Raw genomic sequence first — 17,288 nt, 5'->3', positions numbered from 1 at the left:
TAGTACAAGTTCGGTGCGTTAGTGCTCTATGCTTAAAACGCTAACCACCGACTTTAATTATGAAAAGTTTAAACCTAATGCCATGCCCATTAAAATAGCGTCTTCAAAGCCATTTTTGGCCGGATTATCACTTGGATAGTAGTTTTTACGCACTGACATCTCTGTAAAGCCAGCGTTCTCGTATAGCGCAATAGCCCGCGTATTAGATTCGCGTACTTCTAAAAAGAGGTTTTCAGCATTTTGCTGTTCACCATATTCAATAAACTGAGCTAACAACTGCCTTGCAATACCCTTACCCTGGTGGCTTGGTGTTACACAAATATCCATAAGCGTAAAATCAGGCCCTGCTTTTTCACCAATATAAAAACCAATCATGCTCACCTCATCAAATGCGGCAACATTAAAATAGCGCCCGCCTATACATGAACTCATTGTATTTAAAGTCCACGGATGGCTATGACATGCTGTTTCGATGGTCATTAATTGAGGTATTGCAGTTTCATCTACTGATTTAAAGTTTATCAAGGTGTTCACTCATTAAAGCCCATAAAGCACGCTTCTCAGAGGCGTTGAGCTGTGGGGTTGGCAATGTAAGCTGATTGTCGTTTAATTGCATCTCACTACCCTGTACAACGCTATTTATAATAATAGCCCCTGCACTGAGCTTAATGTCTGCAAATAGTTGCCCATTTATCGTTAAAGAACTAGCTGTCGTGCTTTGCGATAAAGTATCTGCTTGGTCATTTGTTTGAGAACAATAATGCTGATTGAGTTCAAGATTTTCTATATCAAAAATAGCTGCGTAACGTGGATGCATAACAACTCAGTAGATTAGACATTTGAACAATATAAGAAGTAATAAAAACGATGTAAAGAAGAAATGGCAGGGGCGGAGAGATTCGAACTCCCAACCATCGGTTTTGGAGACCGCTGTTCTACCAATTGGAACTACGCCCCTGCAATGACGACGAATTATAGAGAAGTTTCGCCAAAGGTAAAGAGAAAAATCACTCTTTTAGTTCAACTGCTTTTTAAATAAACAAAACGGCGAATTAGCATGCTAATTCGCCGTTTTTTAATCACTTAAAATTAGTTAATTAAAACTAAAATTAATTATTCCCATTCGATAGTTGCAGGTGGTTTACCTGAAATATCGTAAACAACACGAGAAATACCATCAATTTCGTTAATGATACGGTTTGAAACCACACCTAAAAACTCATATGGTAAATGTGACCAGCGTGCTGTCATAAAGTCGATTGTTTCTACACAACGAAGTGATACAACCCAATCGTACTTACGTGCATCGCCCATAACCCCTACCGATTTAACTGGTAAGAATACAGTAAACGCTTGGCTTACTTTATGGTAAAGCTCAGCTTTGTGTAGCTCTTCGATGAAAATCGCATCTGCGCGGCGTAGTAAATCACAGTACTCTTTTTTGATTTCGCCAAGTACACGTACACCTAAGCCTGGTCCAGGGAAAGGATGACGGTAAAGCATGTCGTACGGTAAACCAAGTTCTAGACCAATTTTACGCACTTCATCTTTGAATAATTCACGCAATGGCTCAACAAGGCCCATTTTCATGTCATCTGGTAATCCGCCCACATTGTGGTGAGATTTAATAACATGCGCTTTACCTGTGGCAGATGCCGCAGATTCAATAACGTCAGGATAAATTGTACCTTGCGCTAACCATTTCGCATTTTTAAGCTTTTTGGCTTGCTCATCAAATACATTAATAAACGTGTGACCAATGGCTTTACGTTTATCTTCTGGGTCTGATTTACCAGCTAAATCATTTAAAAACTGCTCTTCAGCTTCAACTTTAACAATGTTTAAGCCAAATTTATTACCAAACATGTCCATAACTTGCTGACCTTCGTTTAAACGAAGTAAACCATTGTCAACAAATACACATGTTAGCTTTGCGCCAATTGCACGGTGAATAAGCATAGCCACAACTGATGAATCAACACCACCAGATAGACCTAAAATAACTTCGTCATCACCTACAGTTTCTTTAATACGCTCAATAGCATCATCAATGATTTTTGCAGGAGTCCATAATTTTTCACAGCCACAAATATCAATAGCGAAACGCTCAAGCAAACGTAACCCTTGATGAGTATGCGTTACTTCTGGGTGAAATTGTACGCCGTAAAAACGCTTTTCTTCGTTAGACATTGCAGCATGTGGACAAGTAGATGTTTTAGCTGTTGTTGTAAAATCAGCTGGAATGTCCATTACTTTATCGCCATGACTCATCCATACGTCAAGTATGCCGTTGCCGCCATCAGTAATATGGTCTTCAATTGCATCAAATAATGCACAGCTGCCTACTTTTTCAACTTGTGCGTAGCCAAACTCTTTTTTATCAGAGCTGTGTACACTTCCACCAAGTTGAGCTGCCATTGTTTGCATACCGTAGCAAATACCTAGCACAGGCACGCCTGCATTAAATACATACTCAGGAGCGCGCGGGCTGTTTTCAAGTGTTGTTGATTCTGGACCACCAGAAAGAATAATACCTTGTGGGTTGAACTCGCGGATTTGCTCTTCAGTCACATCCCATGCCCAAAGTTCACAGTAAACACCAATTTCACGCACACGACGGGCGATTAATTGAGTGTATTGTGAACCAAAGTCTAAAATGAGAATTCGTGAATCGTGAATATCTTTGCTCATGGAGTATCTCGTAAAGTCTGATGCTAAATGCCGTTTGTTAATGTAAACGACTAAAAAGAGGGCTTGCAAAGCAAGCCCAGTATATTAAATTAATTACGCTGCTTAACCTAAGCGGTAATTTGGTGCTTCTTTAGTGATTTGCACATCATGAACATGCGACTCACCCATACCTGCTGAAGTAACACGTACAAATTGTGGTTTTGTATTTAGCTCTTCAATTGTTGCACAACCCGTTAAGCCCATAGCACTACGTAAGCCACCTACTTGCTGATGAATAATCGTTGCAATAGGACCTTTGTAAGCTACGCGACCTTCAATACCTTCAGGTACTAACTTGTCTGCTTCGTTTGATTTTTGGAAGTAACGATCTGATGAACCTTCTTTTTGATCCATCGCGCCCAATGAGCCCATACCACGGTAAGATTTGTAATAACGGCCTTGGTACAATTCAACTTCACCTGGTGCTTCTTCTGTACCAGCAAGAAGAGAACCCACCATTACACACGATGCACCAGCAACAAGTGCTTTAACAATATCACCAGAAAAACGAATGCCACCATCAGCAATAACAGGAATGTCGCGACCTTTTAAGCCTTCAACAGCATCTGAAATAGCGGTAATTTGTGGAACGCCACAACCGGTAACAATACGTGTAGTACAGATAGAACCAGGGCCGATACCTACTTTAACTGCATCCGCTCCGGCATCAGCTAGTGCAATCGCACCTTCAGCCGTTGCAATGTTACCTGCAATAATTTGTAAGTCTGGGTACTCTTTGCGAGTTTTAGTAACACGGTCAATAACGCCTTGAGAGTGACCATGCGATGTATCGATAAGTAAAACATCAATACCCGCTTCTACTAATGCAGCAATACGCTCATCAGTACCTGCGCCAACACTTACAGCAGCACCTACACGTAAACGACCTTGGTCATCTTTACATGCGTCAGGTTTGTCTTGGGCTTTTTGGTAATCTTTTACTGTGATCATGCCTTTGAGTTTAAATTCATCATCAACAACAAGGATTTTTTCAATGCGGTGTTCGTGCATTAAGCCTAAAATTTCTTCGCGTGCTGCGCCCTCTTTAACGGTAACAAGCTTTTCTTTTTTAGTCATAACGGTAGAAACAGGCTGTTCAAGCTTAGTTTCAAAACGCATATCACGACTGGTAACAATGCCTACAAGCACATTGTTGCTGTCGGTAACCGGAAAGCCTGAAAAACCTTTTTCGTGCGAAAGCTCAATTGCATCTGCAATTGTTAAATCGGCAGTAACCGTTACAGGGTATGAAACAATACCTGCTTCGTAGGTTTTAACTTTACGTACGTTTTTCGCTTGTTCTTCAATAGTCATGTTTTTATGAATAAAACCAAGACCACCTTCTTGCGCAAGGGCAATAGCTAAACGAGCTTCTGTAACAGTATCCATAGATGCTGAAATAAGCGGCAAGTTAAGTTTGATACCACGCGTTAAGCGAGTTGAAATATTTGCCGTGTGTGGCAAAACAGTAGAATGACCAGGTACTAAAAGTACGTCATCAAAGGTAAGAGCTTCTTTAGCGATTCTAAGCATTTTGGCAACTTCTCACATGTGGATCTAAGATAAGGAATTGCGGCCAAATTTTAACAGCGTTGTTGGCATGAGTAAATAATATTTCGCAAATATTTATGATAATATAGGGTCTATTAGCCTTTCAAGGTTAAATTTGCAGCAGTTTTTTAGGTATTTAGGCAAGGCAGAGCCTATGCAGTGTGGTTATTCCCTATAAATAGGCGATAACGTAGCATCAATTCCAAACAAGCGCTGCCCAAAGGGTTCAGCCTAGGGGCGATTAACTCTTTGTTACTCGGTTTTTACTTAGCCCACTAGGTTACAAACCTCGCGCCGCGATTAAATCGCCCCTAGTTTGAACGAATTTTAATCTACAAAGGTCAATAGACCCTTGCTTTATAAATAGTTTTAGGTTGTTTTTTATGTTTTCGAAGCCTTCGCAGGCGGTTTACACCGTTTCACGCCTTAATAGAGAAATTCGCACAATTCTTGAGCAAGGTTTTGCATCTTTAGTGCTCACGGGCGAAATTTCTAACTTTATTACCCCTGCATCTGGACATTGGTACTTTTCGTTAAAAGACGATAAAGCACAAATTAAAGCCGCTATGTGGCGTGGGAATAATCGCAACCAAAGCTATCGCCCTGCAAATGGCGCGCAAGTTACAGTAAAAGCGCGTGTATCACTTTATGAACCTCGCGGTGACTACCAGCTTATTGTTGAGCATATGGAACCGGCCGGCGAAGGTCAGCTAAAACAAGAATTCGATGCACTTAAAATGCGTTTGGCCGCCGAAGGATTATTTAGCTCTGCGTATAAAAAACCACTTCCGCAAAACATTAATCGTATTGGTGTTATTACCTCTGCAACCGGCGCTGCTATAAAAGATATTTTAACGGTACTTAAACGCCGTGCGCCGCAGCTAGAGGTAATCATTTACCCTGCTATGGTACAAGGCAAAGAAGCACACCTACATTTAATTAATCAAATTGAATTAGCTAATGCTCGTGATGAAGTTGACGTACTTATTTTAGGACGAGGCGGCGGATCACTTGAAGATTTATGGTGTTTTAATCACGAACAGCTCGCACGAGCTATTTTTGAAAGTGAATTACCGATAGTAAGTGCAGTAGGCCATGAAATAGATACAACCATTAGCGATTACGTTGCTGATGTTCGTGCAGCCACTCCATCAGCCGCAGCTGAGCTTGTAAGCCCAAATACGCAAGAGTTACACAACAAAGTAACACAATTAGTTAATCGTTTATCTAACGCGTTTAAGCACGGTATTGCCGATAAACGCGCATTAGCAACGCAGTTACAACACCGCCTTAATTTGTGTCATCCGCGTAATCAGCTTAGTCAAAAATCACAACGTTTGGATGAGCTAAGCATTGCGCTGCAACAAGCTATGCGTAATCGTTTATACCAACAAGAACGCACACTCAATAACTTAACGCCGCGTTTGATGCGCCAATCACCTGATAAAAAACTCGCTTCAGCAAGCCATCAACTCTCGCAATTACAAGCTAGGCTAAACCAAGCTATACAGAATCAGTTACAACAAGCGAATAATAGCTTAGCACTGCAAGCAAGCAGGTTAGACTCGGTAAGTCCGCTTAATGTTTTAGCGCGCGGTTATAGCATCACTAAAACACAGCAAGGAAAAGTAGTTAAATCTGTGGGGCAAATTAAAACAGGCGATGTTTTAGTTACAGAGTTAGTCGATGGCTCTATAGAATCACAAATTATTTAAAGCTCTGTACTTAGCAACATTTTAAGTTCGCTATCGCTCGATGTGGAGGTAGTGCTTTTAAATTGTTGCCAAAACTCTTGTTCCATCAACTTATCGTTTAGCTCTCGCCATTGAGCATTACCAAAAGTGTCGTTATCAGTGGGAGCGGCAAGTTCAAATTCACATACTGTTTTTTTACATTTTGCACTAACAACGTCAGGAATAATTGATAAATCAGCTGTTAATAAAAAATCTTGTAATGCCATTTCAGTACGATAAGCCCATTCTTCATCGCGCGTTTGATTTTCAAATTTATCACGTAAAATCTGCTCAAAATCTGAAGGGCCCCTCATTTTCTTTAAAACACTTTTGAGCGCCGCTTTCTGTTCGGCGAGTTGCTGCTTAAGCTGAGTTACTTGCTCTTCTAAAGGTAGATCATCAAGCATTTGGGTTTCTGAATTGGTTGTAGACGAGATTTCAGCGGGCTCTATACTAGCGACTTGCTCAGGTACTGCAGAGTCTGCATTACTCAATACCTCATTACTTTGTTGTTCAGTATGAAGCTTTTTCTGTTTCTCATAACTTGGCTGCGACTTAACAGATTCTGGATGACTTGAAGCTGCATTAAAGTAGCTCCAAGTTAAACCTACACCCGCAATAAACCCAATCCCTAGAGCCAATAAACTATTCTTGTTCATGTTAATTCCTTTTAAGTTTTATTATTTTTAGTTACTTATAACATTGCACTCGTGTGCGATTCGTTTTCAGGCTCAGGATTTGCTAAAAAGTTTTGGTTCATACTTTGCGCCGGACACTCACAATCCGGTCGACCAATAATTTTAGCGGGTACGCCAACAGCGGTTGTGTGTGGTGGAACATTGCTAAGTACAACTGAGCCCGCACCAATTCGTGCGCCCTCACCTACTTCAATATTACCCAGTACTTTAGCACCCGCGCCAATTAATACGCCTGCTCTAATTTTAGGATGACGATCGCCCTGCTCATTGCCTGTACCGCCAAGCGTTACAGATTGCAAAATTGATACGTTATCTTCAATTACCGCTGTTTCACCAATAACAATACCGGTTGCGTGGTCAAACATAATGCCTTTACCCACTTTACATGCTGGGTGAATATCGACCCCAAACACTTCAGAATTACGGCTTTGAATAAAGCGCGCTAGCTCTTTGCGATTTTGTTGCCACAAACAATTAGCCAAACGGTGCGCCTGAATAGCATGAAAACCTTTTAGATTTAATATAACCGTAAGATAGGTTTCTGATGCAGGGTCGCGGTCTTTTACCGCTTTAATATCCTCAGCAACAAAAGATAGCATACGGTCACATTTTACAAATGCTTGGTCAAACAGCTCTCGGATAGTGAATGCAGATACCACCGCATCAGCCAACTTATTAGCAACAATAAAGCTCAATGCCGAACCTAAACAATCATGATTTAAAACACATGAATAAACATGACTTGCTAATAATGGTTCACGTTTTACTACATCGTTAGCTTCGTCGCGAAGCTGTTGCCAAATTGCATGACGCATAATACTGCACTGCCTTAAGTTGATATAAAATAGCCTTTTCCCAAGTCTAACGGATTTAACCACTAAGGTGTTAATCCCTTAGTTATTTGTTCTGGTTATTAGGTATAACTGTTTATTAAGTTTCATTATTAAATAATAAAAATGCCTCGATGCTTATAGCACCGAGGCATTATTTTAACGCTTAAAAAACACTTAAATTATTGAAATACTTTATCGACTTTCATCACTTCAATATTTTTTGCAGGAATTGCTAATTTATAATCAGCAATCACTTTATCTTCAGCCACTAATTCGGCAGGTTTATCGGTGTTGTAAACCATTGGTGATGTTTGCTGCGATGCTAAACGTTTTTGCATATCAGCGCCGTCACCAGTAATAAATACATAGTGAACATTGTCTGTTTGTAAGTTTTCTTTAATAACGCGATTAACATCAGCAAGCGTTAGCGTTTTAAGTTTATTAGTTACGTAACTTACAAAGTTATCAGTGTTGTAAAATTCGCTATCAAGCGCGTAACCTAATTGGCGATTTTGACTTGCAACCATTTGCGGCACAAAGTTAATTAAAAAGTTACGCGTAGCTTCAAAATCACCTTCGCTCATACCATTTTTAATTAGCTTATCTAGCTCAAACAAGGCGGTACGTGTTGCAAAGTGCGCATCGTTATTAGAGCGAAGTGGGCGTAACCACACTTGAAATATTTGCTCTGAGCGCCCTAGGTTTGCATCTGGCTTGGTTTGAAACATACCACGTGGAAAGTATTCAATGTATGCGTAATCGCCATAGTTCATGCCGCGAGTTTCACGAATGCGCTCATATAAAAAGCTGTTAGAACTACGGTGCTCACCAAAGTACGAACGCACAAGCCAAAGGGCTGTCCAGTCTTCGCTACTTCTTATTGTATCAATAGGGAAACCAAACGATACCGCCGTCGATTGCGCTGACTTTTCTACAATAGTTGCATGATGACCTTTAAGCACTGGCGCATCAGGAATACTTAAACGGCTTTGCTCACCTTTTGGTAGCGTTGCAAAATCGCTCATCATTTTAGCTTTAAGGTTTGCAGGCACAGCCCCAATTAAGCCAACCGTGAGTTTAGATTGCGTAAGCTCGATGTTATAAAACGCTTTAACATCATCTAGCGTCAACGCTTCTAAATCCGAAATATCACCGTAGTTGTGACTTTCGTAAGGGTGATTTTTGTAAAGTGCACTGTATAGCACTTCTTTGCCTAGCTCTTCATCGTTAGATGCTTTTAAGCCTGATTTAATACCATCGATCATTTCTTTTTTAAGGCGTTTAAAGTCATCGTCTCTAAAGCCTGGGTTTAATAATTGATCGCTCACAAGTGAATACCACTGCGCTGCATTGTCTTTATGAATACGCCCTTGAAACGACAGCATTTCTTTATCTATTTGATAACCAAAGCTACCTGCAAGCGGATAAAGTGCTTTTTGAATATCTTTATAGCTTGTCGCCTCTGAGCCACCTTGTGCAAGCATTGCCGCAGTGAGCGCTGCAACACCTTTTTTGCCTTGAGGGTCGGCAGCCGCGCCGGTATTGAATAAAAAGTTAACATCGATTAATGGCGAGCTATTGGTTTTATCAAGTACTTTAAATGTAGGCTTCGCAGGTGCTTGTTCAAGCTTTGCAGTAAGCGCATTTAAATTAACTTCTTGCTCAAAACCTGGGGCTTTATCAAGTGCCGACATTGTTAATGTGGTACGTGCGTTATCAGTAAAGTATTTATTAGCAACGGCTTTAATATCTGCGCTGGTGATGTTATCTGCCGATTTATACAGCTGGTTTATAACCTCAGGATCGCGCTCAAAATGCATGTAGCTGGCAAGGGTTGATGCAATCGCTTGCGACGAATCTAAGCCATTAATAAAGCTGTATTTAAGATTCGATTTTAAATCACTTAGCTTTTGCTCATCAACAAGCTCAGTGCGTGCTTTTGCATAAGTTCGATTAATGGCATCGCGCGCAGTGGCTAAATCGCCTGCGTTTTCTACTTTAACAAATACGTGTAATAAACCCGGATCTTTAGTCTCTGGGTTATAGGTAAACATTTGGCTGGCAATTTGTTTGTCGACCACTAGCTCTTGATATAAATCTGAATTACTAGAAAAATAAAGCTGTGAGATTAAATCAAGCGCCGCTCTGTCTTTTTTAGCAGGCTCCCACGCAGCGCCTTTGTACGATACGAGTAACCAATGCCCTGGTAGCGCTTCATCTTGCTGGTGTAAATATTTTGGTGCTTGTTGAACAGGTTCTGCTTTAATGTCAGCAACATAGTTACCCTTTTTCCAGCTGCCCCAATGCTTTTTAACCATTGCCATTGTTGCTTGTGGGTCTACATCGCCCACGATGACAAGTGACACATACTCAGGCTTATAAAACTTAGCAAAAAATTCTTTACCATAGGCCATTTGATCAGGCATGGCTTCTATGTCTTTAAAAAAGCCCATAGTGGTGTGTTTATACGTGTGCTTATCAAACGCTTTTTCGCGTACAGCGCTTAATAATTTACGAATTGGGCTCGCGTTGTTTTTTAAGTACTCACCTTTTACTGTTTGCGCTTCTGTTCTAAATTGCTCTTCGGTGTAGGTTAAGTTTTGAAAAATATCAGCTTCAAGCTCAAGTACTTTATCAAGGTGCTGCTTTGAAAAGTTTAAATGGTAATTTGTGTAATCGTTTGTTGTATATGCGCGGTTATCAACACCTGAATTTTTTAATATGTCTGAGTACACATCTTCAGGGTATTTTTGTGAGCCTTTAAACATCATGTGTTCAAAAAAGTGAGCAAAGCCTGTTTTGCCCTCTTCAACTTCGTTACGCGATCCAACCGATACCGGAATTTGCAGCGACACTACATCAGGGTAATCGGTTTTAACAACCATGACACGTAAGCCGTTTTCTAGCTCTTCAATTAAGTAATCTTGTGAAAAAACACGGTCATCAGCTTTATTTACTTGTTCTTGTTGTGCTGTTGTCTGCGTGCTTTGGTTTTGTTGCATGGCGCAACCTGTTAACGCCAGCGATACCGCTAAGCTGGTTGCTAATAATTTAAATTTCATTGTTGTCCCTTTTTAAATTGAGCAAATTTGTTGTCAGATTTAACTCTTTAATTATGCCCCAAAGCCAATAAATATAAGAGCCCCAAGGGAATTTATTGTGTAAACAACTGTGTCAATTATAAATTATGGGAACAAGCACTATGAATAAACATCATGTTAATTGAAAAACTTTCATTAAATAAATCTATCTAGACGTCTAAATGGCTGCTATATTAAATCCATCAAAACAAACTTAGCTGGAATGAGGATTATGGCTTTATCACTAAAAGAGAAGATAGTGGACACCAATCAAGGTGTTTATCTTATTGGTACTACCCCGCCTAAAATTGGCACCGATAAAGCGCAATTAAAAACCATTGCAGAAAAGCTATTAGGTCGCTTACACGAAATTGAATACGACGGCGTGATAATTTACGACATTCAAGACGAAAGCAGCCGAACTAATCAAGACCGTCCATTTGCGTTTAAACAAACCGTTGATCCGCGTGAATACAGCCATTTACTTCGTAATTTATCTGCACAAGATGTAATTACTTATAAAAGTGTGGCGCAGCGTGGCGTAGGCGAATTTAAAGATTGGCTAAGTGAAACTAAAAACGACTACGATTTACAAAATGTTGTTTTAGTAGGTAGCCCATCATCGATAGGCGATATAAAGCTAAGCCTGCCAGATGCTTATAAAGCATTGGCTGAGCAATCAGATGATTTCTTTTTAGGTGGCGTTACGATTGCTGAACGCCATTCAAGTAAACGAAATGAGCACGAACGATTAATAGAAAAAACAGCACAAGGTTGTCAGTTTTTTATATCGCAAGCTGTTTACGATGCACAAGCGACTATAGAGCTAATTACTAGCTACGCACGTACATGTAAAGCGCAGGGTATTACACCACAACGTATTATATTAACGTTTACCCCGTGCGGCGGCGAAAAAACCTTAGAATTTATGCAATGGTTGGGTATCTCAGTGCCAGAGGCAACAAAATGGCGCATGCTTGATGCAGACAATACATTAAGCGAATCGGTCCGTATTTGCCGCGAAAACCTCGACTTAATACTTAAAAGCTGTGCGCATTTAGATGTACCGCTGGGCTTAAATATTGAAAGCTTAACAAACCGTAAAGAAGAAATTGATGCATCAATTAACTTATACCGTTTATTAAAAGCTATTATGGAATTAAACCTTGCTGAAAAGCTAATAGCTTAAAGGCTAGGTAAGAGCTAATTAACACCCTTCTTGGCAAGCCTCATGGCTTGCTTTTTTATGTCCGTACTTTGAAAAATAAATTAAGAAGTACAAGTAAAAATTTGCAGCTTAAGCTATTCATTGAAGCTATTTTTGGTTATTACTCTCAAGCCTTTTTAAGGCAAACCCCATAGAGGAGCACATAACACCAAAAATAATTCCCTCATCAGATATAAATCTAATGCTAGGAAGCGCTTCAAATAAGCTTATTATTGCTAATGAAAAAATAAAACCTATCGCAGAAAAAACCAGCCAAGTTTTTGTGGCATGAGTCATGACGAACTTCCTTTTATTATTGTGCTTTTTTAGCGAGCCTATACGCTTGTTTATTTTTATACATTGCGTGGTCTGCATCATTTAATAGCGCTTCAAAGGGCTGCTTTTGTTTATTAGTAAAACTATAACCAATACTGAGCGATAAATCGCAAACACCTTCTTTTAGTAAAGCATTTGTATACTCAGAGGATATTTTATCCATAATGTAGTTAATTTTGCTTTTATCACTTAATTGCATTACTGCAACAAACTCATCACCACCTAAACGCCCTACTATGTCGGCATCCCTTAAATGGTTTTTTAGCGTATCTGCCAATATAATTAAGGCTTTGTCACCCACTTCATGTCCAAAGGTGTCGTTTAATTTTTTAAAGTCGTTTATATCAATAAACAAGCAACATACGTCGAAGCCCAAACGCAGTGCTAAATTAAGCTTTTGCTGAGCTAGTAAGTTAAGTGCTCGGCGATTATAAATATCTGTTAATGAGTCTAACATGGCTATTTCGCGCATTTGTTCATAGCTGTAAACAAGCGCTAGGTCGTCTTCAATTAAATCGCGTAGTTGCTCTATGAGCTCAAAGTATTCATCGGTATAGCTAGTTATTTTAGTGTCTTTTAAGCATAGCGTGCCAAATACTTCACCTTCTGGCCAATGAATAGGTAAGCCTAGGTAGGATTCAACACCGTCCTCAACTACTTCTGGGAGGGTGTTCCATGCATCGTTATTGCTTGCATCATTAACATATAAAATATTATTAGTTTCAGCGACGTGCCGACAAAAAAGAGGAGTTTGAGGGGGAAGTATCGGGTTGGTTTCAAAGCTTGAGCCACCTTCGTTATTTCTAATAACAACGCGATAGCCTTTGCTTGTTGCCTGAACTATATAACCAGACGGGGCTGAAAAAAGCCCCGTGATAAGGTCCATTGTTTTTTGCCATTTATGCAAAGATATTTGGCCATCAACACCAGAGAATGCCCATTTATCAGTTTCAAACATTAACTTTACCTCGGCTATTTAATAGCTCCAGTATAGGCAAAAAAGTAAACTAAAAGCTATTATTTACGACGTCTACTTGGCTCTCTTTTACCTGTAATGCGTTTTTTATCGCGATCTTTTCGCGACTTGTTGGTGTTTTTACGATTATCTTTGGGCTTTTTATTTAAGTCAGGCTCGTAACCTTCTAACCACTGCGGCGTTAAACGCGTATCGAGTAATACTTCAATTTCTTCTAGCAGCCATTGCTCATCAAGACTTACCAATGACATAGCAAGCCCTTGTTCACCAGCGCGACCTGTACGGCCAATACGGTGCACATAATCCTCGGCAATGTACGGCAGTTCAAAATTAATTACGTATCTAAGTGTAGAAATATCTAAACCACGCGCAGCGACATCGGTTGCAACAAGTACGCGTGTAATACCTTCTTTAAAGTTTTGCAGTGCACGGTCACGTGCGCCTTGCGATTTATCGCCATGGATTGATTCGGTTTTTAACCCATCTTTACACATTTCTTTAGCAAGCTGATCGGCCATTTGTTTTGTGCGCGTAAAAATAAGCACTTGGCGCCAGTTTTTCATGCCAATCATATGCGATACAAGTTCGCGCTTACGGTCTTCATCTACAGCGTAAATAACTTGCTCTACTTCAACCGCAGCTGAGTTACGTTTATCAACTTCAATTAGCTCAGGGTTTTTAAGTAGTTTTTTACTGAGTTCAAACACGCTGTCATCAAACGTAGCTGAAAAGAGTAAAGTTTGGCGATCGCCCGGTATATGTCGCAATATACGTCTAATTTCATCAATAAAGCCCATATCAAGCATGCGGTCGGCTTCGTCAAACACTAAAGAGTCTACGCTTGAAAGTACCACACTGCCTTTAACTATATGATCAAGTAAACGCCCTGGTGTTGCCACTATAACTTGTGCTGTTTTAAGTGCTTTAATTTGAGGGCCAATACTTGCACCACCATAGGCTAAGGCACCATTGATATTAGTGCCTTGTGCGTACTTTTCAAAGCTGGCAAATACTTGCTGAGCAAGCTCTCGTGTTGGCGTTAAAATTACAACGCGGGCAAGGCCTTGCTCATCCTTTTTAGGGGTATTTAAAAGCTTATGTAATAGAGGTAAAACAAAGGCGGCGGTTTTACCCGTACCTGTTTGCGCGCTGCCCATTACATCACTTCCGGCTAAAATAGGCGGAATAGTTTTAATCTGAATTGCGGTTGGTTGAGTGTAATTATTTTGCTCAATCGCTGTTAATAATAACGGGTCGAGATTAAGTGATGAGAACGTAGTGGCAGACATAGGCTTAGCTTTAAAATAACAAAGAGCGTTATTGTACGCATATTACTGTACTGCGTAAATTAACCAGTCCAGAAAAGTATTTAATCGTGATTGCTCTCTTTCGCTTTAGCGCTAAAATAATAAAAAAGGCGCTAAATAACCGTTGTATTTAGCGCCTTTTATAATTTGCTGTAGCTTTAAGCTGGCTTTAGTGTCGCTTTACGTTCGTTGTAAAACGCTATTAAATCGTCAACTGTTGCTTGGCAGTATTCGCGAATACCCGAAACCACCATGTGCTTTTCACCACTACCCACTTTAACGCCGTTTTCTAACAGGTTAAAACGTAGTGTAATTTTTCCGCGCTTACCAGTGTACTCAAAGCTTGGCTCTGCAAATTCAAGTACTGGCGCTGTTATATCAAGGTTATCAAGATTAATAAGCATTGATTCGTAAATTACCATCGGACGAGCAGGGTTTATCATTACCTCTTGCTTGCCCATTAATGGGATAATTACATGCGGAAAGGTAGTACCAGAAAACTCAACATAATTTTTTATTAGACTATTAGTTAGTGCTGGGCATTGGCTGGTTTTACCGCTGCGCTTTACCTTTAAAATTACTTTTTCGCCATTGGTAACATCAAACTCATCGGCTCCCTCAGGGAAATGTAGTTTGGTGTTTTCATCAACCATACCGGCAAAAGTAAATTCCATTTGTTCACTAATACCGTAGCGGTCTAGTACCAATGAAAAAAGTAAGTCTCCTGGCGCGCAAAACTTTTTGGCATCTTTGTCATGAAGTGGATTGTAATCATCAGCAACGCATTTAGCGAAGCGACAACCCTGCTCACGAGAGATAGAAACATAATCAGCATGCTGCTGAAAAAAAGGACTTAACATAGTTTGTTCACTGCTTAAACTGCTTATAACCTATCTATATTACCAGAAAAAAAATATTGAGAGGTCGAATCTGTTAGATTAATGGCTAAATAAAACAGAGTAATAAAAAACAATGACCTTTTATTTATTAGCACTATCAATTATATGTGTTTTTCCGTACTGCAAAATATCAATAATGCGGCAACCCCTTTGGCACTACTTAATGGCTTTAAGTGTAGTAAGTGGGTATTTTCAAGGTTATATAAATTTGTATGCTCTGCTCAGCACTGGGCTTTACGTTGTTTTATACTACTGTGTGCTAAATGCAAAGCGGGCAATAATACGCGCTATTTTAGGTACTTTTTTTATAATTTCCTCACTGGTATTAGCACTTCATTGGGTGCCTGGTTTTAATAACCTCTCTATTGTTATAGATGAGCGTATTACAAGCGATGCGATTGCTTTTACCCTTTATGCTAATTTTGATAAAGCTATGGCTGGGTTATTCCTTTGTGCTTACTTTTATTCGAGTAAAAAAGCTTTAAAAGCAGACTCTAATAAAGCAGGCCCATTAAACGTTAAACAACCTATTTTTATAATTATTGCTACTGTTTTAGCTTCGCTCACTGCGGCTTTAACACTTGGACTTGTAAGCTTTAACCCAAAAGTGCCCGACTTTTGGTTAGCCTTTATTGCTATTAATCTTTTATTTACCTGTGTAACTGAGGAAGCTTTGTTTAGAGGGTTATTACAAACCAAACTTAGCCAAATAATCTCATCTACTCGCCTAGCGTTACTTGCCCCAATAATGACTGCTGCAGTGTTTGCTTTAGCACATTTTGCTGGAGGAATTAACTATGTATTGGTTTCATTTATTGCAGGCTTAGGATATAGCTATATTTTTTATAAAACGCTGCGTTTAGAATGGGCTATTATATGCCACTGGTTAGTGAACGTTTTTCACTTCTTTTTGTTTACTTACCCTATGCTCAGTAAAATCTAAATACATTTACAAATGCTAACAATTTACCCGTTAGCAAACATTGCCAGCGTTTGATTTTGTTAGTAATTTACTACTTTAAATAATAAATTAAAGGACTAATAAATATGCTACGTTTTATAGCGGCAATAACAGTGCTGGCCACAATAACCGGTTGTTCAGGAATGACCTATCATACAGACATAGACAACGGTGTTTTATCTCAAGAAATTGGCACCTACGTTAATAAAAGAGATTTACAGCAATTTTATAGCGACCAAGAAGCACACGAAAGTGGCGCAACACTTTTAGGCCGAATAGAAGGTGAAAGCTGTGATGGCGACGGTATGGGCAACAATAATGTAAGCTACAATCGCTCTAAATCAAACGCGATTGATTTACTTAAAGCTGATGCTATGCGCAGGGGCGGGAATGCTTTTACTATTAATTCTTGTAGTGAAACCTCTGTATCGTACTGCGACCTATCTGTTTTATGCACCGGACAGGCCTACGACTATTAATAAGTAAAAGTGCAAATTATATATTAAGCGCAAAGCTCAGTAGTACACGCTTTCCAGACTCGATTTTAGATACGCTGTGTTCGTACTTATCGGGTCTGAACAAATACACGCGATTAAATAAATTTATAATGCATTTTGAGCATTTAAATACCCCACCCGCTTTAGGTTTCTCTAATACAAAATTAAGCTTGTAATAGCGCCCTTGCTGCACAGGGTCAATATGGTTCATTACGCTATGATTGGTTGGGTAAGTAACAAGGTTTATCGAAAATGTGTTACTGCTAAAAATGGCTTTGTTTTTTACAGGTGCAATCATACTGCCTCCTATGAGTTTATATGCCGCATTGTAGCATTTAGTAAATTATGAATGCTTATACCAACCTGCATAAATCTTTGATCAATTTAACGAATTAAATTGCACTATAACGTCGTTAAAAATTTTTTATTTAGAACAACTAGATATAAAAATTTTTGCCTAGTTCTAGCGTAATTTTCTTA

At 39.5% G+C, this 17,288-nt stretch carries 16 protein-coding genes and 1 tRNA gene; 4 read left to right on the top strand and 13 right to left on the bottom strand.

All coding sequences use genetic code 11. The features are described 5' to 3' along the window. Window positions 1–57: 57 nt before the first annotated feature. The 5 genes from rimI to guaB all read right to left on the bottom strand — a co-directional run bounded on the left by rimI (window position 58) and on the right by guaB (window position 4,263). Window positions 58–525, bottom strand: a complete 468-nt coding sequence (gene rimI, locus H5116_RS10285) for a ribosomal protein S18-alanine N-acetyltransferase (protein ID WP_182694287.1) — start codon at window positions 523–525, stop codon at window positions 58–60. Next, window positions 512–817 (bottom strand): hypothetical protein, encoded by a 306-nt coding sequence (locus tag H5116_RS10280; RefSeq protein ID WP_182716075.1) that lies wholly within the window; start codon window positions 815–817, stop codon window positions 512–514. Before H5116_RS10280 ends, rimI begins: the two co-directional genes overlap by 14 nt. A 64-nt stretch (window positions 818–881) precedes the next feature. After that, a tRNA-Trp gene (locus H5116_RS10275) sits at window positions 882–958 on the bottom strand. Window positions 959–1,113: 155 nt separating this feature from the next. Beyond that, on the bottom strand, window positions 1,114–2,691 hold the full coding sequence (gene guaA, locus H5116_RS10270) for a glutamine-hydrolyzing GMP synthase (RefSeq protein ID WP_002958782.1): 1,578 nt from the start codon (window positions 2,689–2,691) through the stop codon (window positions 1,114–1,116). Between the two features lie 102 nt (window positions 2,692–2,793). Next, window positions 2,794–4,263: an IMP dehydrogenase gene (gene guaB / locus H5116_RS10265; protein WP_002958783.1), complete on the bottom strand. Its 1,470-nt coding sequence runs from the start codon at window positions 4,261–4,263 to the stop codon at window positions 2,794–2,796. Window positions 4,264–4,664: 401 nt separating this feature from the next. On the opposite strand from guaB, the gene xseA reads away from it, so the two are divergent. Then, entirely contained in the window at window positions 4,665–5,996 is a 1,332-nt protein-coding gene (xseA, locus tag H5116_RS10260) for an exodeoxyribonuclease VII large subunit (RefSeq protein WP_182716074.1), read from the top strand. Here xseA and H5116_RS10255 read toward each other — a convergent pair. From H5116_RS10255 to H5116_RS10245, 3 genes are all read right to left on the bottom strand, one after another. Next, a complete protein-coding gene (locus H5116_RS10255; RefSeq protein WP_182716073.1) occupies window positions 5,993–6,673 on the bottom strand; it encodes a hypothetical protein in 681 nt (226 codons plus the stop codon). The two genes, xseA and H5116_RS10255, sit on opposite strands and share 4 nt — an antisense overlap. A 35-nt stretch (window positions 6,674–6,708) precedes the next feature. Then, window positions 6,709–7,527: a serine O-acetyltransferase gene (gene cysE / locus H5116_RS10250; RefSeq protein ID WP_002958786.1), complete on the bottom strand. Its 819-nt coding sequence runs from the start codon at window positions 7,525–7,527 to the stop codon at window positions 6,709–6,711. Window positions 7,528–7,724: 197 nt separating this feature from the next. After that, window positions 7,725–10,607, bottom strand: a complete 2,883-nt coding sequence (locus H5116_RS10245) for a pitrilysin family protein (protein WP_182716072.1) — start codon at window positions 10,605–10,607, stop codon at window positions 7,725–7,727. 250 nt (window positions 10,608–10,857) lie between these two features. On the opposite strand from H5116_RS10245, the gene H5116_RS10240 reads away from it, so the two are divergent. After that, complete coding sequence (locus H5116_RS10240) at window positions 10,858–11,814, top strand: methylenetetrahydrofolate reductase (RefSeq protein ID WP_024597318.1); 957 nt, start codon at window positions 10,858–10,860, stop codon at window positions 11,812–11,814. Between the two features lie 126 nt (window positions 11,815–11,940). Here the strand turns inward: H5116_RS10240 and H5116_RS10235 are convergent, their stop codons facing one another. From H5116_RS10235 to H5116_RS10220, 4 genes are all read right to left on the bottom strand, one after another. Next, entirely contained in the window at window positions 11,941–12,129 is a 189-nt protein-coding gene (locus H5116_RS10235; protein ID WP_039484956.1) for a hypothetical protein, read from the bottom strand. 16 nt (window positions 12,130–12,145) lie between these two features. Beyond that, window positions 12,146–13,126 (bottom strand): sensor domain-containing diguanylate cyclase, encoded by a 981-nt coding sequence (locus H5116_RS10230; RefSeq protein ID WP_182716071.1) that lies wholly within the window; start codon window positions 13,124–13,126, stop codon window positions 12,146–12,148. 59 nt (window positions 13,127–13,185) lie between these two features. After that, window positions 13,186–14,433: a DEAD/DEAH box helicase gene (locus H5116_RS10225; RefSeq protein ID WP_039484965.1), complete on the bottom strand. Its 1,248-nt coding sequence runs from the start codon at window positions 14,431–14,433 to the stop codon at window positions 13,186–13,188. Between the two features lie 176 nt (window positions 14,434–14,609). Next, window positions 14,610–15,311 carry a DUF3581 domain-containing protein gene (locus H5116_RS10220; protein WP_182716070.1) on the bottom strand — a complete coding sequence of 234 codons (702 nt, stop codon included), beginning with the start codon at window positions 15,309–15,311 and terminating at the stop codon, window positions 14,610–14,612. Window positions 15,312–15,423: 112 nt separating this feature from the next. Between H5116_RS10220 and H5116_RS10215 the strand changes: the two genes are divergently transcribed. Both H5116_RS10215 and H5116_RS10210 read left to right on the top strand, forming a co-directional pair. Next, window positions 15,424–16,293 (top strand): CPBP family intramembrane glutamic endopeptidase, encoded by an 870-nt coding sequence (locus H5116_RS10215; RefSeq protein ID WP_182716069.1) that lies wholly within the window; start codon window positions 15,424–15,426, stop codon window positions 16,291–16,293. A 104-nt stretch (window positions 16,294–16,397) separates the two neighbouring features. Continuing rightward, on the top strand, window positions 16,398–16,790 hold the full coding sequence (locus tag H5116_RS10210; protein ID WP_154903480.1) for a hypothetical protein: 393 nt from the start codon (window positions 16,398–16,400) through the stop codon (window positions 16,788–16,790). A gap of 16 nt (window positions 16,791–16,806) precedes the next feature. Here H5116_RS10210 and H5116_RS10205 read toward each other — a convergent pair whose 3' ends face one another. Continuing rightward, window positions 16,807–17,106: a hypothetical protein gene (locus H5116_RS10205; protein ID WP_002958795.1), complete on the bottom strand. Its 300-nt coding sequence runs from the start codon at window positions 17,104–17,106 to the stop codon at window positions 16,807–16,809. Window positions 17,107–17,288 lie beyond the last annotated feature (182 nt).

This window comes from Pseudoalteromonas sp. SG45-2 (assembly GCF_014164115.1).
Lineage (GTDB): Bacteria > Pseudomonadota > Gammaproteobacteria > Enterobacterales > Alteromonadaceae > Pseudoalteromonas > Pseudoalteromonas distincta.
The sequence above is the reverse complement of the archived record's forward strand: the minus strand, read 5'-3'. Positions and strand labels throughout refer to the sequence as shown.